Here is a 20,866-nt window from a genome sequence, read left to right on the forward strand (position 1 = left end):
CTTTAATTAGTGGGGCTTTTTCCCATCCCCATTACAGAATATAAATATGAAATATTGCATATCGAAATGCGTTGATATAATTGTAAGCGCTTACTATAATAAGCGTATAAAGATTTATTGCATCTTACCATTAAAAAAGGAGGCACTCATATGGAAATCGCAATGGCAGTTTTAAAATTTGTAGGTGGAGTAATTCCATTAGTTCAAGAACTTTTAAAAGCATTCATGTAAGGTTATCATTCAGCAATTATCTATAATAATTATCATACAAATGATCTGTATATCAAAAACAAATTGATACACAGATCATTTGTGTGAGAAAACTTTATACGAGAACTATGTAACCTTGTAGAACAATACTGATACATCTATCTCAAGTTAGAAAAAGATGCTCACACAAGGGCGTCTTTTTCTTATATTACTATGTATTCAGAGGACATCGATTTTATCAAATAGATAAACGACGAATTTCTGTTCCCTTTTATTTTTTGATAACGAAATAATCACTCCAACCAAAAATGCTATAATAAACCCAATCAAACTAAGGGGGAACATTACTTTGCACGGAAAACACATTCAATTTCACAAGTTCGGCAATCCAAAAGATGTATTACAAGTGGAATATAAAAATATAGAACCGTTAAAAGAGAATGAAGTTTTAGTCCGAATGCTAGTTAGACCGATTAATCCATCTGACTTAATTCCAATAACCGGAGCGTATGCACATAGAATTCCGTTACCTAACATACCTGGTTATGAAGGTGTTGGCATTGTAGAAGATGTAGGGGCTTTTGTTTCTAGAGAACTTATCGGTAAACGTGTTTTACCGTTACGCGGAGAAGGTACTTGGCAAGAATATGTGAAAACATCAGCTGATTTTGTAGTTCCTATTCCCGATTCCATCGATGATTTCACAGCGGCACAAATGTATATTAATCCTCTTACGGCATGGGTCACTTGTACAGAAACGCTAAACTTACAGAGTCATGATGTTTTATTAGTAAATGCTTGTGGATCCGCTATTGGGCATCTTTTTGCACAGTTATCACGAATTTTAAATTTCCGACTCATTGCCGTGACAAGAAATAGTAAACATACAGAGGAATTACTTGAGCTTGGTGCCCACCATGTAATAGATACTTCCACTGCCCCGCTTTATGAAACCGTTATGGAATTAACAAACGGAATTGGTGCAGATGCTGCGATTGACTCTATCGGGGGACCAGATGGAAATGCATTAGCTTTCTCCTTACGTCCAAACGGGCACTTTTTAACGATCGGTCTTCTATCAGGTGTACAAGTAAACTGGGCAGAGATTGTCACGAAAGCAAAAGTACACGCGAACATATTTCATTTACGACATTGGAATAAAGAGGTATCACCATATAAATGGCAAGAAACGTTTCGTCACTTAATTCGCTTAGTAGAAAATAAGCAATTACGTTTTATGACGGTACATTCTACATATGATTTAGCGGATGTGAAAGCGGCAGTTGATGTTGTGCAGTCTGCTGAGAAAACGAAAGGGAAAGTGTTTTTGACGAGTTATTGAATGTGGCTAATAAATTAATTTTTCAAGAGTCCGAATTAATGAACATATGGTATGTAAAACATAGGAGTATATAATTTCCTGTGTTTTACATACCATACATATTAAATCCCCTTTAAAAATACATGAGTACAAAATAAAAACGCATCCTTATTAGATAAAATGCGTTTAATTCATGACCATCTTTTCACTTTTTTTACCACTTAAAGAAAGCAATGTAACAAAAAGAAGCATTAAAACAACACCAATCAATTGGACATTTTCTAATGTTTTCCCAAACCAAATAACCGATACGATCATTACTGTTAAAGGCTCTACACTTGATAATATACTTGTTTCCACAGCACTAATATAACTTAAGCTAGCTAAAAAGAATGCGTATGCAATTGTACCGAAAATAATGAGTGCAATTGTCATTAAAGTTATGTCCACACGAGCAAAGAATACCCATTCATTCGAATTCCATATTTGAATAGCTACTCCAATAACAGATCCTCCTATAAACATTCCCCAACCTAGTATTATTAAAATCCCCCATTCCTTCATAAGACGAGCAGGATACAATGTATAGAATGCATAAGTAAACCCAAGTCCAATCCCAAAAATAATTGCTTTTGTACTAACTAATAAACTATCCAAAGTGCCGTTGGTTAATAATAAAAATAAACCAATTAATGTTCCAATAATCCCAATAACTTGATTTCGCGGCGGTAATTCTTTCATTTTTAATGAAATATATGATACAACAATAATTGGTGCTGAAAATTGGAAAAGTGTCGCAACAACAGAATTACTCGCATCAATTGCTCCTAAAAAAGCATATTGTAATCCTAGTACACCAATTATACTAAATAAAATCAGCTGCATTGCTGACGGGAATGATTTCCAAACAGCAAAAATATCTTTTTTTGCGAGTAATGAAAAAGATAATAATAATACTCCAGCTACTATTAAACGAATCGTTAATAAAAAAGGGACAGACATGTTAGTTACACCAAAAACCCACTCCATCATCGGGCCTGATAACCCCCATAAGATAGAACCAACAATAATCAATATTATTCCTTTTAGACGGGACATATTTTCACTTCTCTTTCTATAAAAAATAAATTGTAAAATTGTTACTTATTAAGCATACAAACAAAAAACTATTATATGTATGGAAAAATAGGTAAATTGATTCTTTATAAAACTTGGTTTGAGTAAATTAATTTCGCTACTTCTAAAATGTACTACTGCTTCCTAAGATTTTCCCAACATTTGTTTAAACTACCAACTATTAGAATACAGCTTAACCTTGTGCAATTAAAGTATAGCTTTTATAAAAATTATAAAATAATACAAACTAGTAATAATTACATTTAAAAAACAAAATATAGTTAAAAACGAAGTATTTTTCCTGATTCAATAGAATCTCGGTTCCTACTTCGTCTTTCTTATTATAGCTTTTCATAAAAAAGAGATATTTGCTTTCATTTTATTATACCTTACATATACTTATATTGTGAGAATCTATCACTAAGTTTATTTATTTTCAAATGTTTCATATGTAATCAATTCCTTAATTGGAAGGCGTATTGTCCTTCTTGCCGGATTAATAGCTTTACCTACACTAATAATCATTACGGGAATATATTGATTTGGAATTGAAAATTCCTGAACAAGCTTTTCAGAATTAAATCCTGTCATGGGACACGTATTTAAACCTTTTAATTCTGCTGCTATCATCAATTGCATTGCGCACAAAGAAGCATTTCGAATTGCATCATCTCTCATAGCTTCAAAGTTGTCTTTATAAAAAGAATGAATATCGCCTTCAATTTTTTTATAAATATCTTCACTTAAAAATCCCGACTTCATTAATGGTGAAAATACTTTGGCATAATTATCATACGCATGTAGATCCCCTAAAATAATAACTTGAACAGAAGCATTTAAAACTTGTTTTTGGTAATTAGCAATAGGATAGAGCCTTTCTTTACTTTCTTTTGTGGTTATTACCAAAAATCTCCAGTGCTGAAGATTCCATGCTGAGGGTGCATAAGAAGCTATTTTTATAATTTCATTTATTTCATTTTTAGAAATAACGTAACTAGAATCATAGTTGCGGATGGAACGTCTTTTAATTAAAGTCTGTTCCATTCTCTCATTGTTTTGATTGTTTATACTCATTTAAAATTCACTCCTATTAAGCACATTTTTAATTACACTTAAAAATCTACCCTTCACTTGAGATTAAAAGTATAGGGGAGTATGAGAAATAATATTTCACCAAAATTTTATTAGCTTACTATATAAAAACATTAATAGCGCCAATAAGATTTCTAGCGTGTACAAATATAAAGAATAGTCTAGACATGAAATGCAATCATATGACTAGAGTAAGAAAAAAACAATATGTGTTGATAAACCTATTTAGTTCATAATATTATCTCTCCATAGATTAGCAAATTTTTCAGAAACTAACCCTAACACCTTATCCCTTTCTTTATAAATAAAAAAGTGATCCCCTTCAAATTCAATGAACTCACATGATTTAATTGTATAGCAATCCCATTCTTCTATATGCTTTTCTTTTGTGAGGGGATCATTATTTGCATACAATATGAGAAGTGGAGCGTTTAATTTTATATTATTTAAATAATAGTCATACGTTTGTATTAATTCTAAATCCGCTTTTAATACTGGTAAAAACAATTCAGATATACTAGAATTCCCTAGATTTTCAGGGACTCCCCCTATTTTTTTCAAGTTTGTAAGAATCTCCTTTATATCATGCTCTGAATGGGAAGCCGGAAACTGATTGATTATAATATGTGGAGGCCTTCTACCAGAAACTATTACAAATATCGGTAAATTGTGAGCACTCTGTTGGATTTTTTTTGTTATTTCAAATGCTAATATTCCACCCATGCTATGCCCTAAAATCACATATGGTGTCTCATCAATTTGTTTAACAATTTTATTATATAAATCTTGAACAGCAGATTCCATATTTTTGTAAAAAGGCTCCTTTACTCTACCTCCACGTCCAGCCAATTCAATAGGAATGATTTCAATATCAAATTGTTGTTGTCTTTTCCACTTATAGAAGTGTCTCACTGTACCGCCTGCATGTGAAAAACAGAACATTTTAAACTTAAACAAAGATATCTACCTCATTTCAGTTATTTGTGAGCTTGAATAGCTTGTGCTGGATAGACGCGAATTGCATAAGGCCTTTCATTACGCAAAAGTAATTGATAAATATTTTTTTTTAGTTCTTCTTTCATATATAAATCTTCATTATCTATATATATATTTAAATCATATTTATATTCTCCCTCCTCTACTTGATAAGGTTGCGTTGTAACCTTATATACGCCAGGTAAAGAGTTTATTAAATTTCTAATTGAGGAAAGAGAAACTTTCTCTCCATTAGTAATAATAAAATCTGAAATACGCCCTTTAAAATATAGATAACCATCTAAATCAATTTCAAAAAGATCTCCAGTTGCTATAGTATTTGGTCCAACAATTGGGTTCCCTTTAAAATCTCGACCAACTTTTTTCTTCAGTATGGTATCTGAAGTAATAATTAATTCCCCAGAATTATCATCTATATTGAGTTTTTTTAAAGATACCTCCACTCCCTCCATCGGTAGCCCAACAGATAAAAACTTTTCTACCGGTTCATTATGTGCTGCCAAAGTAGCAACTCTAGGCCCAGCTTCAGTTAACCCGTAAGTTAAATATAATTCTAGATTAGGATATAAATTAAGAAGTTGCTGTGTATATGTAGGATTTAGAAAATCCCCACCAACAGTTAAAGTCTTCAACGAATTAGGAATTCCACAGTTGGATTTTAATAAATTTTTAACTAATAAAGGTGTAATAGATGAAATCGTAATTTTATATTTTTCTAGTAAACTAATGTAATTTTTCGGTGTAAAAGGGGGGCCTGAAATAACTAACCTACATTTTCTAACAAAAGCTGCTAGCATTTGAGCAACCATAGCATAGGAATAATACAGTGGTAAGTTTATTAATAGTATGTCACTTTCCACTAAATTTACTGACTTTGTATGTCTTTGGGCATTACATATTAAAGAATTAATATTATGAAGGCAACCGCTCAAGATACCTGAAGTACCAGAAGTTAAAATAATGACATCACCAGGAGAATATATTTTTTTATTTAACAAATTAAAAAAGGACATTCTAAAATCGCCAATAGAATAATTCTTTTCACAATAAGATACAAAATCCGCTAGTTTAGGAGCAATTATAGCTGTTGCACCTAAACTATTGGCAATTTCCATTATCCTTCTTGATGAAGTTGACGGAGACAACAATGTTGGTACTCCACCAGCTAATAAAGTAGCAAAATAATATTGAACCAAAGTTTTACTATTTGGCAGAGCAATAAGAATAACTGAACCTGGTTTAATTTCTGTTTTAACAATTTTGTTTAATATTTCATCGAATTCTACAGAATTTTCCGTATTATCACTATCTATAATTTGATTAAGAAATTCTTCAATTTCTGTTTTACAAAAGGGAATTTTGTATAGTGAATTATTCATATACTTACCTCCTTTTAAAATATATAGCTATTTTAATCCTTGAATAATAAAAGATGTAGCTATATGGTTATTACAATCATCTATTTCATAGCAATTTACAATAAGAAATCGAATTATTTTTTGCCTGAACCAAGAAATAGAAAGCGTATTCACCGTTTCTAAGCAATCATTCGGTAACATTGAAAATGTTAATGATGGTCCTTTAAATCCATATATAATACAAGGTAAACCAGCTAACGAACCAGGATTTGCTCCTGCAAAGCGAATAGGGGATATTCTACCACCTTTTACTTGATTAGCAATTCTATGCATTGTATGTTTGGTACATTGTGCGCTTATAGCTATTACCCCGACTTCAATTCGATCCTTTTCAATATCTATGTTACAAGTTTTGATCGCCTTTTCTAAAGCATCCAACACTAACCAACTTGCCGGATCTGCATAAATAGACGGTACACTTTTTTTGATTGTATTCAAATCTGTACTTATTGATTCTTCACAACTAATCAAGTGAGTGAATTGATTATTAAAAATATCAAGATTTAATCGATCCCTTCGAATATTAAGCATGTATTAAACCCTCCAAATCCTAATGTCAAACTCGCTCCAATCTTTCCTTCAAACGAATGTGGTTGTTGAATAGATAAAGGTAATGAAAATTCTTCCATAGGCTTTTGCAATCCATATATTGGAGGTGTTTTTGCATCTTTTAAAGCTAAAATTACAGAGATGGCCTCCAAAATACCTGTAGCCCCTAAACTATGCCCAAAAGCTCCTTTCGTTGCAAAAACGACGGGTTGTTTATATCCAGCCCCAAAGAGTCGATGTAAACTAGTTTTCTCAACCATATCATTAACAGGGGTCCCTGATCCATGAGCATTAACAATGTTAATATCCTCTACATTTAAGTTCGCATTCTTTAAAGCACGTTGAACTGATAGAATAATACTATCACCAGTCATATCTGGTGATGTCATCCCGCTTGCATCATTAGATGCTCCTGTACCTTTTAAATAACCATGAATAGTCGCAGAGCGTCTTATAGCGGATTCATAGGATTCTAAAACTAGAAAACCCGCTCCTTCTCCAAGCAGCATTCCATCATGTCTTTCATCAAAAGCGTATAAAAAGTTTGGAGACATAGTACCTAAGGCCGAGTGAGCAAGACGTTTACTATTTGTTAAAATATCTACTCCCCCGCAAATACAAATATCCTTCTTTTTATTCCTTATTAGTTCAGCACCTACTAAAATACTATCAGACCCTGATGAACACGCAGTAGTTAATGATATAGGAGGATTATAAGCTCCCACTTCATTTGAGATATTTATTGCCCATTCATGTAAGGAATTAAAGCTGGGATCATCTAAATGAGAACCAAAACTAGTACCAAGGATAATTTGAATATTTTTATCATTCAATTCCAATTGAGCGTGAGTTAAAGCACTTACTATTGTTTTAACTGCTAAAATGTGCTGACGTTCATTTTCTCTATATTCAAGAGAGATATTCGAGACTGCCGCAGCCAAATTATTACGAAGAGGATAAGAGGAAGGGATACAGGATACACCTGTATGCCCATCTAACAACTTCTCCCATACACTATCAAGATCAGAACCTAATGATGTCGTCCAAGCCATTCCAGTAATACAAATCGGTAATTCACCATTCTTTTCTACCATAGTTGTTCACCTAAAGTATCAATTTTAGTACGAACTAAAGTTCCTTTAAACGCTGCAACTGGCTTACCATCTACCGTTGCCCTACAAGAAAAAATAAAAGTATTATTATTATCTTGTATTCCTTCACATTTCAAATTAAAAATCACTTGGTCTCCTGGCACAATAACCTTAAGAAATCTAGCTTTTACTGATCCTATTAAAGTCAGTTCATCTTCTTCTAAAGGACTTGTACTTAGTTGATAAAATACAATTCCAGCTTGAGCAAAACATTGCGTAAGATGGGTCCCTGGAAAAATTGCTCTTTCAGGAAAGTGACCAGCAATACAATCCATTGTACCTGAGACCGACATCATACATTGGAAATATTCACTCGGCTCATAATCTAATACGCGATCAATATAAATCATTGGGTGTCGATGACGAAGCCATTTTTTGAGCTCAGTAAATCCAATTGCATTCGCTTTTTTTTCAGTAGTCACGTTCATTAAACATAACACTCCTTCAAAGTATTTTTCATGTAACTTGGCATACGTGAAACCGCCCCACTACATTTATTTACAATTACGTATGTCATCTCTGCACTTGATAATAAAGTCTTTTCACCGTTTTGTTCTTGTCTATAAATTTCGCCTGTAATTTTAAAACTTGCCGTACCAATATGATTAATTTGAATATCAATCAAAAGATAATCTAAAAAATAAGCAGAAGACAAATATTTAATCTTCATCTCACTTACTACTAAATCTAATTGCTCAGATTCAAGCGCATGCATACCTATTTTAAGATTATCTAAATTTTCCAACACCGCAGTTTCCATTAAAGATGGATACCTAGAGAAGTGAACCACTCCCGATGCATCCGTATCAAGATGTTCTACACGTTTATTTAATATGGATAACTTCTGCATCAAATAATAACTCCTTCAAATTCTTTAGAAGCTGTAGATAACCTTTCAAATACAGTTTGGATTTCTTGCTCTGTCGAAATCAGTGCTGGCGCTATTCTCATCGTTGGATATATATAACGCTTTCCATGAGAACGCCTTCCTGCACCAGCCATAAATTCAACATATACACCATTACGGATTATACAATTTCTCAATTCTGCTAATTTAGCAGTAGATTTTTCAGTTAGCTCAATTCCATGCATTACCCCGATACCACGGGCTTCCTGATAAACATCAGGGAATTGTAAAACTAGCTCAGTACTTAATTGCTTAATATATTCCCCTAATTCTATCGCATTGCTCAAAAGTTTAGCCTCTTCAATAAATTGAATCCCATCATTAATGACAGCACACGTTATAGGACGTAAATCTGACGTCGACACGCCACCAGAGCTGCGGATAGTTAAATCCTTTCTTGCAATAACCATTGAAGTAGATAGGACTCCCATTCCAAGGCTTTTTCCAATTACAGTAATATCTGTTGGAATATGTCCCTCTTTATCATTCATCGCAAAGTATTTACCAGTCTTTGCAAACGTCAATACTTCATCCGCAACTAGCAGTGTTTCATTACTTTGGCATAAACCTGATAAGTGACGTAAGTACCCTTCAGGAGGAATAATAATTCCTGCATCCCCTTGAATCGGTTCCACAATAACCGCTAAGAGTTGATCCTTTTTTTCTTGAAAATATTCTTCTAATACTTTTGAATCACCAAATGGTATATGATCTATTTTGACGCCATATGGTTCACTCGTAGACGTATTTGGTAATCCTATCCGATAATGTCTTCTGTTTAGTAAAGGAACTAATCCACTTGTCCAACCATGCCAAGCGCCTTCAAAGGCTAAGATTGTATTTCTTTCTTCAAGCCCTGGCTTATATTTAAGATTTCTTGTATCGAAGCGAGATTCTAAAATTAATCTTAGAGCTAACTCCATTCCTTCAGAACCTGAATTTCGACCACTCACACGATATCTAGATTCTGGAAAATATTGATTCCATAATCCATTTGGGCCCAGCAAATTCACCAAAAGTTGCGAGCGTTCTTTAGACGCGATCTCATCCGTTACATACCCTACATTTTCTACCGCCCTTATAAGCGCCTGTTTTGGCACGGGGTGAGAAGCACCTAAACAGGCGCTTCCATAACCACCACTCACATCAAGAACCTCAAAAGTCTCACCAATATTTTCTCCGTCCATTTTAATAAATGTTTGTGAAATACCTTTTGCACTCAAACAAGCAAAAGGCATTTTACTATTCCCGTAATGATTAAAGTGAATTTTTTGACCTAATAATATAGAATCTAGTTCAGCAATTGAAGGATTATAGGTATTTGTATTAGACATAAAAAATCATCCCTTCTTTTGTACATATACAAAATGAACTAATTATTCACAAGCTGTAATCTTCGTATTAAATTCGCAACACTGTTAATTGATTGGAAATTTTCTGGAGTAAAATCATCATCGGAAATTTTCACTTCAAATTCTTCTTCACAATTCACTCGAAGTTCTACAAAGCCTAGTGAATCAATTCCAAATTCATTTCTTAAACTATCATCTAACCCCATATTTTCCTCAGGAATCTCTACAAAGATTTCAGAAACTAATATCTTCTTTATTTTTTTTTCGATTTCCATAATAATCCACCTTTTCTTATTATATTTTTAAACTTTAAAAATCTACTTAAATCTCTTGAATTCATGTAAACCTTTTATACTGAAGATTCCAGTTAATAATCAAATAAACACTGTCTTTAAAATACCCCCATTCCACCATAAAAGTAAGAATCATCAATATATTCTAGATTCTACCATGTTTTTTTCAGGAGGATTATTGAGAAAAATCTCTACTAACTATTAATTCCTCGCTATATACCAAGATTATTGAAAAGCATCTTAGTATAGCAAAAGGCGCCCGAAGCGCCTTTTGCTAAATAATATATTCATTTTCCGACCTAAATTGAACATTCTACTTTTCTGTCCATCCCTACTCCCCATTTACACTTTAAGGTAACTCCTTTCTTCAAAATAGAAAGAAACTTTATAATCTCTTCAAACCACTATTCATCGAATCGAATCGTATCTTAATCCATACTTTAAAGTAAAAACTCATTCTCAAAAACATCATGTAAATTTATCCAATTGATAAATATTTTTCTTAAAATTCACAATTTTAAATCAAATATTGAATGCTATGCAGTGAATTTGTTAAAGATAAGTTTTTATTTTTAACAAATTAGTTATACATCACATTATCCGTATAATAAAACGTTTGCAACATGCTCTTTTTCCGATTCAGATAATAGATGGAATTCACACTGCATGTACTAATATAATAATTAGCTTTCTATATGTTCGTTCAAAATATAATTTGCACTACTTAATTTCTATCACATCGAATACTTTCCCCTAAAAAAATCCCCTCAAAGCATAAGCTTCAAGGGGTGAGCCTGTTTTTTATTTACTTATATACGTACAGCTGTACCACTTACAGCAACCATTAACATTCCATCACGAACAACTTCATAATCTACGTCAACGCCAACGATAGCGTTCGCACCTTTTTGTTTTGCAAGTTCTTTCATTTCATCCATTGCGATATCACGAGCTTCTTTTAGCTTGCTTTCGTAAGAACCGGCACGACCACCGACAACATCACGAACAGATGCGAATAAGTCGCGGACAATATTTGCACCCATAATAGCTTCACCATTTACAATATCGATATACTCAATAATTTCTTTACCTTGAATTCCAGACGTTGTTGTTACAATCATGACTGACACTCTCCTATAACTTATATTTTTTGATTAGCTTTCTTATGTCTTTATTATGGCATGGAACAAGCAACGAATCTATTGAATTACCTTACAGGAATGTGACAGTTTTGTAATAATAAAATGCCTAGTATGTTTAATAAAGCGCTTTAACATTTGGATACATAAACGATTCTCTATTTTCTTTCCAGTCGCGTTCTACTTCTTTAAAAGTTGGTCGCCCTAATTCTTCATTATTTTCATGTTTACGAAACCATTTCTTCACATACTTCTCTCCGTTTTTATTTTGAACTGTACAAAGGAAACTATTACTACTATCCTTTAATATTTTTACAATCACGAAAAGACACCTCTCCCCTTTTCAATATCATAGTAAGACTTGATCTTTTACTATAAGCCCTTCCTCTCTTATAGTCATACGACTCCTCGGTCGCGCCAAAGTTGTAAGATCAAAAACGATATTTACTTTGTTTACATTTTATTTAAAGAAATCCGAGTTATAAGCATGATGCTTATCAAATATTTCATAGATTTCTAACTTATCATCTAATTTTGCATCTACTAAAATTAATATATTTCCATCGTAAATATATTCTTCATACTTTTTAGCATGTTCTTCAGGGATTCCTAAGCCGATAAATGCTCCTATTAAACTTCCAGCTCCTCCCCCAATACCGGCTCCTCCAATAGCTGCTGCGATAGGTCCTGCTGCTACAATTGGGCCTAGTCCAGATACAGCAAGTACACCAAGACCTGTTAATAAACCACCGAGTCCGCCTGCTACTCCTCCTGCTACAAGCCCTGTCGCTGAAAAGATATCCGCTTTATGTGCAGTTTCATGATTCACTTTTTCACCCGATTTTTCTTCCAGATGTTCAATTTCCTTTTGATCTTTCGCAATAGCTGAAATGTTATCTGCCGAATATCCTTTTTCCTTTAATTCATTAATAACGAGTGCTGCATCATCAATTGTTTGAAAAACACCTACTATTTTTCTATCTACATTCATAACTATTAACCTCCTAAAGTTTTATATCATACATCTTTATTACTCTTCATTTTTATATACACTAATTTTTTTATTCACATAACCATTTACGAAAAACGCCAATAATAAAAGGATTACAAGAGAACTACTTAACAAGTAAATGAAATCAAATGTAATATCCGTTATCATTTTATCCATATGTAACAGTCTCCTTTTTATTTAAAGTACAAGTATATTTTTATAGACTAGAACTTTACAATTCATCTTCGGTTAATCTCTTTATGGTATATGTATACCCTTACCATCCCTTTTTAAACGTAAAAAACTATAATTATATTTTTAAAATTTTATATGTTTAACATTTTTTAAAACGGGTATGTTTATATTGTTATGCTTATTATATGGAAAGGAATATTACGATGAATGCCATTCACTCTACTACTATTCTTTATAATGAAACACCTACAATAACGCAGATTCATCATTTTTATGCTTTAATGACAACATTTCAAACAAATGTATTTATAAGTAAACAAGGAACACTTACTTCTATTAAAAACTTAAGCACATTAGTATCATTTTTCCTTACTGTAAAAAAGAGGGAGCTTGTATTATTTATATTTGAAGGAGTAGATGCAAAAAGAGCTTTAAGAACACTCTTTCCTTCTTAAAGGTTTTATTATCTCCCTATTCCCTCGATTGTTACTTTTCATATATAGTTTTATACTTCAAAATAATTTCCTCTATTCAAAACGAACCCCCTAATACAATAGGGGGATTTCTAGTTTGGCCTTATGAAAACTGATATAATATATATTACGTTTTTCATTCTTTAAAATAGAAAACTTTTAATAACCTTGAAGGTAGGAATTTTTAATGAAATCGGAAGCAAAATTTAGTATTCGCTACAAAATTATGGCTGGTTATTTAGTTATCATTTTGTTTTTACTTATTTCTTTTATTATGTTAAACAATCAGATTTCCAATTTACAAAAATCTCGTAATTTTATTATTGATCACGATTTTAAAGTTCTCAATTTAACGAACCAAGTGGAAAAAGACTTGCTAACAATAGAAAATAAGGCGAAAGGCTTTATCACTTCTAATAACGCGAACTATTTGCAATCTCTTAACTCTGCCGAAAGAGATTATGAAAAACATTACCATAATCTTTTTTCTTTATTAGAAGATAATCCATCTCAGCAAGAAAAATTAAAAGAAATTAACGGAAACATTACTAATTGGATGAATAAAGAGATTCACCCGTTAATTGCAAATCATAATAGTAATAAAATACAAGAAATCGACACTACCGAAATCCAATCATTACAATCACAACTAACTGACTTCCGTAGCACTGAGGAGCAATTAACGAAAAAAAGAGCTGCACAATTAGATACTAAAAATAATAAATTAGAGCTTTGGTTATACAGTTTATTGTTCTTACTATCTTGTATTTCTATTATCGTTTCACTTTATATTTCCAATTCCATTACAAAAACGATTAAAAATGTAATTCAAGCTATTAAATCCATTTCTTCTAAAGAAAAAATTACGGAAAGAATTCATGTAAATACGCATGATGAAATAAAAGATCTTGCTCATACAACGAACCATCTGCTAGACGAAATATCTAAAAGAGAGTGGTTACAAACGGAGATTGCAGAATTAATTTTAATGTATCAAGGTGTATCTTCTATTGAGATGTTAGGTAACAAAATTTTGAGTGGAATTATACAAAAAACGCAAACTTCTTGCGGTGCATTCTATGTACGTGAAGAAGTTGAAGAAACTGTCTACTTTGTGAAAAAAGCTTCTTTCGCCGATCAAGGTATTGATATTGGAAAACAATCCATTAAAATGGGTGAAGGTTTCATTGGACAGTCTGCTTTAGAAAAGAAAAGTTTTATTCTTAGGGACATACCTGAAGAGTTTCGTTACGTTACTACTGGATTATTAGAAATACGCCCTAAAAATTTACTAGTCATCCCTGTCTTATTTGAGGATGAAGTGATTGCAGTAATGGAGTTAGTAAGTGTAACTGACATTTCAGATTTACATCAAGATTTAATTCACCAAACTGTTGATAATCTAGGTTTAACAATCCACAGCATTATGGGACGTATGCGAATTCAAACTCTTTTACATGAATCACAAGCAATGACAGAAGAGTTACAAGTTCAATCAGAAGAATTGCAAACGCAAGCGGAAGAACTACAAATGCAAGCCGAGGAATTACGAACAACGAACGAACAGTTAGAGTCTAGAACGGAAGAGGCCGAGCAAAAGACAGCTGACTTACAAGTGACTAAATTAGAATTAGAAGAAAAAGCAAGCGAGTTGTTACGTAGCTCAAAATATAAATCAGAATTTCTAGCAAATATGTCACATGAATTACGCACACCGTTAAATAGTATTTTACTATTATCTGAAATGTTAAAAGAAAATCATGATAATCATTTATCCGATGATGAAATTGAATTGGCAACCGTCATTCATTCATCAGGGAAGGATTTACTTACTTTAATTAATGACATACTAGATTTATCGAAAGTAGAAGCCGGAAAACTAGATGTCATTTTTGAAGCAACGAACATAAGTGATATGGCAGCAAGTATGCAGCAAAACTTTTTACATATCGCTGCACAAAAAAATGTTGAATTTACTGTTGAAGACAGTGACACGATTCCTGATCTGTTTTATACAGATGCAAAACGGATTGAACAAATTATTAAAAACTTATTATCCAATGCATTTAAATTCACGGAAAAAGGATCTGTCTCTTTACATTTCGATTCGATAGAAACAAGCAATTTAAGTGATGATATGCAGTCTATAAGTAAAGACTGGATGACAATTTCAGTAAAAGATACTGGTATTGGTATCGCTAAAGAACAACATCAACTTATTTTCGAAGCCTTTCAACAGGCAGATGGCGCAACGATTCGGAAGTATGGTGGTACAGGATTAGGATTATCTATTTGTAAAGAGTTTGCTAGATTATTAGGTGGTTGGATTACGTTACAGAGTCACGTAGGAGAAGGCAGTACTTTCACCGTATATATTCCTAACCTTCCAAATGGATTACATGATGTACAGTTGTCCAATTTAGAAGTCGCAGCAACGGTAGATGAAGTTATTCCTGCTGAAGTTGTCGAGGAAACTATCGTGATTCCAGAAACAAATAACGTCTTCCAAGAGAAAACTATTTTAATTGTCGATGATGATCATCGGAATATATTTGCATTACAAAATGCATTAAAAAAACAACATGCCAATATCATTACTGCACAAAACGGCCTAGAGTGTTTAGAAATACTAAAAAACAATACAAATATCGACCTTATTTTAATGGATATTATGATGCCAAATATGGACGGTTATGAAACGATGGAACATATCCGAATGAACTTAGGGTTACATGAAATACCTATTATCGCATTAACTGCTAAAGCAATGCCAAATGATAAGGAAAAATGTTTATCTGCTGGCGCTTCAGATTATATAAGTAAACCATTAAATTTACATCAACTCTATTCGGTAATGAGTGTATGGTTAATAAAATAAGTGAGGTTTCGTTTCAGTGGAAAATAAGTATTATAATTTTGATCCATCAGTAGATACGGATAAGCGTACGAACTTAGAAATTGACTTACTATTAGAAGCGGTATTTAAACTATCAGGATTTGATTTTCGCCAATACGCTCGCACATCTATTTATAGGCGGATTTGTAATCGAATGCAGATTTCTAATATCCCTACCATTTCAAAGTTAATTGAAAAAGTAATTCATGAGGAAGGGGTTTTAGAACAGTTATTAAATGATTTCTCAATCAATGTAACTGAGATGTTCCGTAACCCTATCTTTTTTAAGGCGCTAAGAGAGCATGTTATTCCTGAATTAAGAAAGCATCCTGAAATTAGAATTTGGCATGCTGGATGTGCCACTGGTGAAGAAGTATTATCCATGTCCATCTTACTTCATGAAGAAGGATTAAGTGAAAAAGCTGTTATTTACGCAACAGATATGAATACAAATGTGTTAGAAAAAGCAAAACAAGGTATTCTTCCATTAAATAAAATGCAAACTTATACGAAAAATTATTTACAAGCTGGCGGTACACAAGCATTTTCTAACTATTATTCAACGGATAGTCGTTTTGCTTATTTTAATCCTTCACTGTTACAAAACATTATTTTTGCACAACATAATTTAGTAACCGATCAATCTTTTAACGAATTTCATATTATCCTTTGCCGTAACGTTTTAATTTACTTTACGAGTAAACTTCAAAACCAAGTACAGCAACTATTTTATGAAAGTTTAAGTCACAATGGATTCCTATGTTTAGGAAATAAAGAAACTCTTCGTTTCTCGGATATCATGCCGCATTATACGCAATTTAATCCACACGAACAAATCTATCAAAAAATACAATAAAAGCGTATGAAATCCTCTATTTGGATTTCATACGCTTTTTATTTCGCATTCGCTTGTATCATAATAAGACACATATCATCTGATTGTGCTTCCTTCTGTTCTTCCTTGTAAAACCCTTCTATCTCTTCTTCTAACTCTCCCCATTTTCTTTCTGTAAAAGTACGTAATTTCTCTTCAGCCACAAATTCATCATTTGCTATTGCTTCAAGTACACCATCTGTAAACAATACGATTTGAGCATTTTTCTCAAAAGGTATAACTGTCTTTTCAACTTTTATCTCATCAAAAAATCCTACCGCACAACTCCCGCGATTTAGTTCCACTACATTTGTTTCATCAACTAAAACATATCCAGAAGGATGTCCTGCATTTACATATTCAATCGTTCTATCTTCTGTATTAACTACTAAGTATATCGCTGTAAAATAATATGGAATATTGTCATTCTCATTATGTAAAAGAGTCATATATTTATTTAAGTCTTTCATGACGAGTTCTGGATCGATTAAACATTTAATCGTTTCACGTAATACAGACGAAATGAACATGCAAACTAAGGAAGCGGATACACCATGTCCCATCACATCTAATAATATAATACCGTAGCGGTTTTCATCGATTTTATACCAGTAATACATATCTCCAGCTAGTTTAAATGAAGGTAAATAACTTGCTTCGATTTTTATATGCTCTTCTCTTAATGGGCTACTTAATAAGTTTCTTTGTACTTGCGTAGCTAAATCTAGTTCATTCCGAAGATTTTCTTCCTGTTCTTTATGCCAATTTAATTCCGATTTCAAGCGTAGTGCTACACGCATACGCGCTAACAATTCAACCTTATTTATTGGTTTTGTAATATAATCCATTGCACCTATATCAAGTGCTTCAGCTAATTTATTCGCATCTTCTAAAGCTGTAACAAAAATAATAGGGATATCTTTAAACTTCTCCTCTTTTTGTAATCGCCTACAAACTTCAAGTCCATCAATTTCAGGCATCATAATATCTAATAGTATTAAATCTATTTCGTTATGCCTGGAAGAATCTTTTCCAAAATGGATGTATTCGAAAAGCTCTTGTGCAGAATTAAGTGATACAAGATCCTGATATCCGGCTTGTTTTAAAATCTTCTTAATTACAAAGATATTCACCGGATTATCATCTACAATTAAAATGGACACAAGTGATTTCCCCTTTTCTTATATAAAATGTAAATCGATTATTATTTTCTATTTTTCTAGTATTACATACTCAGTTATAAAATGAAAATTTCCTACTCAAACATATTTTTTATATAGCAAAAGAACAAACCCCCAGAAATGAGAGTTTGTTCTTTCACTCTATAAGTTTCCACTTTTAATTTAACACCATTGCTTTATCACTTAAAAGACGATCCAATTCTTCCATATGATTTGTTTCATCTGCGATCATATCTTCTAACTTTACAACTAACTCTGTCATATTTAATTTCGCTGCTTGTTCTTTTCTCTTTTCATAACGCTTAATTGTTTCATATTCTGACTTTCTAGCTTCTTCTAACATTTCTCTAACGTCTTCTACTTGTTTCACTGGTAAAGGGATCGTAGTAGGTGTACCACCTAACGTCTTAATTTTCTCCGCTAAATATAGGGCATGTCCTTGTTCATCACTAATTTCAGATTCAAAGAAAGGTTTTAACACTTGTCTATATATACCAGAAACTGTTGCTGCATTATGGTTATACATAATAATTGCTGCGTATTCTCCTGCTAAATCTTCATTCAATCCTTCGATTAGTTCTTTCACATCGTGTGACATTTTTATATCTCCTCCTATACTTAATACGTACCCCTTTTCTCATGTTTTAAACATCATTATTTTAAATTTTTTATGTATCTAAAAATGCGGCTTGCTTCAATTTACTTATCGCTTGTCTTTTAATACGAGAAACGTGCATTTGTGAAATACCTAACCGTTCCCCTGTATCTTTTTGATTTAAATTCTCTTCAAATATATAATGAATAACACTCTTTTCCGTTTCATTTAATACGTTAAAAATATCTTTTAAAACGAGACGCCTTTCTGTCTCTTCATATCCTTGCTCTACTTCACCTACAGATTCAATTCTCGCTACCGAACTTCCATCAGATGCATTTTCAACTACATCATCTAAGGAAGATACTCGATAATTATTTTTCGCATCCATAATTTCTAGTACTTCCTCTTCGGATAGTCCTAAATGATCCGCAATCTCTATAATTTTCGGTGAACGCTGCAAATGATCTGTTAGCTCCTCTATCGCAAGTTTAATTTTTCCGCCTAAATCTTTAATTCGCCTTGGAACGTGAATGCCCCAAGTTTTATCGCGTAAATACTTCTTTATTTCCCCTACTATCGTAGGTATTGCAAAAGGCTCAAAAGCATTCCCTATCGAATAATCATACCTTCTTATTGCGCCTAAGAGCCCTAACATGCCTACTTGTATAATATCTTCATGCATCGGCCCGCCTTTTGAATAGCGATATGCAATGGAATATACGAGATTTTTATAATGATCAACTAACCTTTCCTGTGCTTCATCACATTGGTTTTGTTGAAATTCTGCAATTAGTTTCATAACGTCTTCTTTAGTAAGATTCGTAGGTTGAGATTGGATTTCCATCATTCTCCACCTGCTCTCTTTGTATATATTTTGTCATTAAAACTGTCATGCCCTCATCATGCATGATTTGTATATCATCCATTAACGTATTGATTAAATATAAACCTAAACCATTTTCCGGCAAATGTTCTACTGGTTTACTAATATCATACGGACCAACTTTCCTTTTTAAGTTATTAAAATCAAAGCTAACCCCATTATCCGCAACCATAATTTCTAATCGATCTTCATATAGCCCAAAGACAATTGCAATTTCTCCAACGTCTTCTTTGTATGCATGTTGTACAATATTTGTACATGCTTCACTAATAGCAATTTTCATATCTTCTATATCGTCATAAGCAAAGCCCATTCGATTCGCAACACCAGCCATCGTTAAACGAATAATAGCCACATATTCTGCCTTTGCAGGAATTTTCATTTCTATCTTTTCAAATCTCTCCATCATCCCTAGTCACCTTCTTTCTACTTTTTCAAAATCGGAATTCAAATTTAATATTTCTGTTAACCCTGTAATATCAAATAATCTTTTTAACCTTTTAGATACACCAATAAACTCTAGTTTTCCATCATTTTTCTTAACTGCTTTTAATAGCGCTATAAACACGCCTAATCCTGTACTATCCATATACTCTACCTCAGTAAAATCTACTACCATATGAACCTCTTTTTCGCTCGCAATAGGCATGATCTTATTTTTCAAATCTGATGCCGTATATGCATCAATTTCACCATTAAGCTGTACCGTATACCCTACATCATTTTGCAAAATATTTATTCCCAAATTCATCATTTCCGCCCCCTTATCTCAAACTACTACTATGTTAATTACCCATAAAAATTAGTTTTAAACATATTTTTTTATTTTTATTATAAATAAATTTTCCACACCTTTCTCGGCTTAACACGTAAAAAATAATACCAAATGTTTAAACCTTATAAATTTGTGTATGTATAATGTATAAACATTATTTTTAGGGGGATCTATCTATGGAAGAGCACAACTTTAAAAAGGGAGATTTCGTTCAATTTTCTTATCGACACGATCATGCTACAAAATTAGTTGGTTCCATTATTAATATACTAACGAATACGATTGTAGTGGATATAGGTAATAGCGAGGACTTACCTCATATAGAACCAAGGCAGGTCGTAAGAATAAATAATTGTAAAAAAGTAACGATGGTTTAATACATAATAGAAAGTGTAATTTCAATGAGCGGGGGACCTTCATCTCCCGCTCATTCCTATGCAGATTACATAAAAAAGC

At 32.6% G+C, this 20,866-nt stretch carries 24 protein-coding genes and 1 pseudogene; 6 read left to right on the forward strand and 19 right to left on the reverse strand.

What is annotated here, in order from left to right; all coding sequences use genetic code 11:
• Positions 1 to 46: 46 nt before the first annotated feature.
• A pseudogene (locus MR070_RS27145) lies at positions 47 to 231 on the forward strand (hypothetical protein).
• 328 nt (positions 232 to 559) lie between these two features.
• Positions 560 to 1,552, forward strand: a complete 993-nt coding sequence (locus MR070_RS19545) for a zinc-dependent alcohol dehydrogenase family protein (RefSeq protein WP_242261850.1) — start codon at positions 560 to 562, stop codon at positions 1,550 to 1,552.
• Between the two features lie 165 nt (positions 1,553 to 1,717).
• On the opposite strand, the gene MR070_RS19550 is transcribed toward MR070_RS19545, so the two are convergent.
• From MR070_RS19550 to MR070_RS19615, 14 genes are all read right to left on the reverse strand, one after another.
• Positions 1,718 to 2,629, reverse strand: coding sequence for a DMT family transporter (locus MR070_RS19550; protein ID WP_000088666.1), 912 nt, complete (start codon positions 2,627 to 2,629; stop codon positions 1,718 to 1,720).
• Positions 2,630 to 3,073: 444 nt separating this feature from the next.
• Positions 3,074 to 3,721: a nitroreductase family protein gene (locus tag MR070_RS19555; RefSeq protein ID WP_000026468.1), complete on the reverse strand. Its 648-nt coding sequence runs from the start codon at positions 3,719 to 3,721 to the stop codon at positions 3,074 to 3,076.
• A 243-nt stretch (positions 3,722 to 3,964) separates the two neighbouring features.
• Positions 3,965 to 4,696 (reverse strand): thioesterase II family protein, encoded by a 732-nt coding sequence (locus tag MR070_RS19560; protein WP_000472251.1) that lies wholly within the window; start codon positions 4,694 to 4,696, stop codon positions 3,965 to 3,967.
• A gap of 20 nt (positions 4,697 to 4,716) precedes the next feature.
• Positions 4,717 to 6,114, reverse strand: a complete 1,398-nt coding sequence (locus MR070_RS19565) for an AMP-binding protein (protein ID WP_001065821.1) — start codon at positions 6,112 to 6,114, stop codon at positions 4,717 to 4,719.
• Positions 6,115 to 6,141: 27 nt separating this feature from the next.
• Positions 6,142 to 6,684 (reverse strand): beta-ketoacyl-[acyl-carrier-protein] synthase family protein, encoded by a 543-nt coding sequence (locus tag MR070_RS19570; protein WP_000932275.1) that lies wholly within the window; start codon positions 6,682 to 6,684, stop codon positions 6,142 to 6,144.
• Positions 6,657 to 7,796, reverse strand: a complete 1,140-nt coding sequence (locus MR070_RS19575) for a beta-ketoacyl-[acyl-carrier-protein] synthase family protein (protein ID WP_000229582.1) — start codon at positions 7,794 to 7,796, stop codon at positions 6,657 to 6,659. The genes MR070_RS19570 and MR070_RS19575 overlap by 28 nt, the downstream gene beginning before the upstream one ends.
• Complete coding sequence (locus MR070_RS19580) at positions 7,790 to 8,281, reverse strand: 3-hydroxyacyl-ACP dehydratase FabZ family protein (RefSeq protein ID WP_001103442.1); 492 nt, start codon at positions 8,279 to 8,281, stop codon at positions 7,790 to 7,792. Before MR070_RS19580 ends, MR070_RS19575 begins: the two co-directional genes overlap by 7 nt.
• The gene (locus MR070_RS19585; RefSeq protein WP_001170968.1) at positions 8,281 to 8,703 is read right to left on the reverse strand and encodes an acyl-CoA thioesterase; all 423 of its coding nucleotides are present in this window, start codon (positions 8,701 to 8,703) and stop codon (positions 8,281 to 8,283) included. Before MR070_RS19585 ends, MR070_RS19580 begins: the two co-directional genes overlap by 1 nt.
• Entirely contained in the window at positions 8,703 to 10,094 is a 1,392-nt protein-coding gene (locus tag MR070_RS19590; protein WP_000072516.1) for an aminotransferase class III-fold pyridoxal phosphate-dependent enzyme, read from the reverse strand. The genes MR070_RS19585 and MR070_RS19590 overlap by 1 nt, the downstream gene beginning before the upstream one ends.
• Positions 10,095 to 10,132: 38 nt before the next feature.
• Complete coding sequence (locus tag MR070_RS19595; RefSeq protein ID WP_000402044.1) at positions 10,133 to 10,387, reverse strand: acyl carrier protein; 255 nt, start codon at positions 10,385 to 10,387, stop codon at positions 10,133 to 10,135.
• Positions 10,388 to 11,214: 827 nt separating this feature from the next.
• Complete coding sequence (locus MR070_RS19600; RefSeq protein ID WP_000637511.1) at positions 11,215 to 11,526, reverse strand: YbjQ family protein; 312 nt, start codon at positions 11,524 to 11,526, stop codon at positions 11,215 to 11,217.
• A gap of 136 nt (positions 11,527 to 11,662) precedes the next feature.
• Complete coding sequence (locus MR070_RS19605) at positions 11,663 to 11,866, reverse strand: DUF4028 family protein (RefSeq protein ID WP_000635855.1); 204 nt, start codon at positions 11,864 to 11,866, stop codon at positions 11,663 to 11,665.
• 138 nt (positions 11,867 to 12,004) lie between these two features.
• Entirely contained in the window at positions 12,005 to 12,535 is a 531-nt protein-coding gene (locus MR070_RS19610) for a general stress protein (protein WP_242261851.1), read from the reverse strand.
• Between the two features lie 39 nt (positions 12,536 to 12,574).
• Positions 12,575 to 12,712 (reverse strand): hypothetical protein, encoded by a 138-nt coding sequence (locus MR070_RS19615; RefSeq protein ID WP_000359813.1) that lies wholly within the window; start codon positions 12,710 to 12,712, stop codon positions 12,575 to 12,577.
• A gap of 221 nt (positions 12,713 to 12,933) precedes the next feature.
• On the opposite strand from MR070_RS19615, the gene MR070_RS19620 reads away from it, so the two are divergent.
• The 3 genes from MR070_RS19620 (at position 12,934) to MR070_RS19630 (ending at position 16,955) form a co-directional block, all read left to right on the forward strand.
• Positions 12,934 to 13,185 carry a hypothetical protein gene (locus tag MR070_RS19620; RefSeq protein WP_000991340.1) on the forward strand — a complete coding sequence of 84 codons (252 nt, stop codon included), beginning with the start codon at positions 12,934 to 12,936 and terminating at the stop codon, positions 13,183 to 13,185.
• A gap of 205 nt (positions 13,186 to 13,390) precedes the next feature.
• Positions 13,391 to 16,081, forward strand: a complete 2,691-nt coding sequence (locus tag MR070_RS19625; RefSeq protein WP_242261852.1) for a response regulator — start codon at positions 13,391 to 13,393, stop codon at positions 16,079 to 16,081.
• Positions 16,082 to 16,097: 16 nt separating this feature from the next.
• Positions 16,098 to 16,955 (forward strand): CheR family methyltransferase, encoded by an 858-nt coding sequence (locus MR070_RS19630; protein ID WP_000429056.1) that lies wholly within the window; start codon positions 16,098 to 16,100, stop codon positions 16,953 to 16,955.
• A 38-nt stretch (positions 16,956 to 16,993) separates the two neighbouring features.
• Here the strand turns inward: MR070_RS19630 and MR070_RS19635 are convergent, their stop codons facing one another.
• The 5 genes from MR070_RS19635 to rsbV all read right to left on the reverse strand — a co-directional run bounded on the left by MR070_RS19635 (position 16,994) and on the right by rsbV (position 20,389).
• Positions 16,994 to 18,136 carry a fused response regulator/phosphatase gene (locus MR070_RS19635; RefSeq protein WP_000025553.1) on the reverse strand — a complete coding sequence of 381 codons (1,143 nt, stop codon included), beginning with the start codon at positions 18,134 to 18,136 and terminating at the stop codon, positions 16,994 to 16,996.
• Positions 18,137 to 18,311: 175 nt separating this feature from the next.
• Positions 18,312 to 18,752 (reverse strand): ferritin-like domain-containing protein, encoded by a 441-nt coding sequence (locus MR070_RS19640; RefSeq protein WP_000017740.1) that lies wholly within the window; start codon positions 18,750 to 18,752, stop codon positions 18,312 to 18,314.
• 70 nt (positions 18,753 to 18,822) lie between these two features.
• Complete coding sequence (sigB, locus tag MR070_RS19645; protein ID WP_002163732.1) at positions 18,823 to 19,599, reverse strand: RNA polymerase sigma factor SigB; 777 nt, start codon at positions 19,597 to 19,599, stop codon at positions 18,823 to 18,825.
• Positions 19,562 to 20,044, reverse strand: a complete 483-nt coding sequence (gene rsbW, locus MR070_RS19650) for an anti-sigma B factor RsbW (protein WP_000970573.1) — start codon at positions 20,042 to 20,044, stop codon at positions 19,562 to 19,564. The genes sigB and rsbW overlap by 38 nt, the downstream gene beginning before the upstream one ends.
• A gap of 6 nt (positions 20,045 to 20,050) precedes the next feature.
• The gene (gene rsbV, locus MR070_RS19655; RefSeq protein ID WP_003266470.1) at positions 20,051 to 20,389 is read right to left on the reverse strand and encodes an anti sigma b factor antagonist RsbV; all 339 of its coding nucleotides are present in this window, start codon (positions 20,387 to 20,389) and stop codon (positions 20,051 to 20,053) included.
• A gap of 197 nt (positions 20,390 to 20,586) precedes the next feature.
• Here rsbV and MR070_RS19660 point away from each other — a divergent pair, with 197 nt between their 5' ends.
• Positions 20,587 to 20,787: a hypothetical protein gene (locus tag MR070_RS19660; protein WP_000391006.1), complete on the forward strand. Its 201-nt coding sequence runs from the start codon at positions 20,587 to 20,589 to the stop codon at positions 20,785 to 20,787.
• Positions 20,788 to 20,866 lie beyond the last annotated feature (79 nt).

It is taken from the genome of Bacillus cereus group sp. BfR-BA-01453 (assembly GCF_022662915.1).
GTDB classification, from domain to species: domain Bacteria; phylum Bacillota; class Bacilli; order Bacillales; family Bacillaceae_G; genus Bacillus_A; species Bacillus_A paranthracis.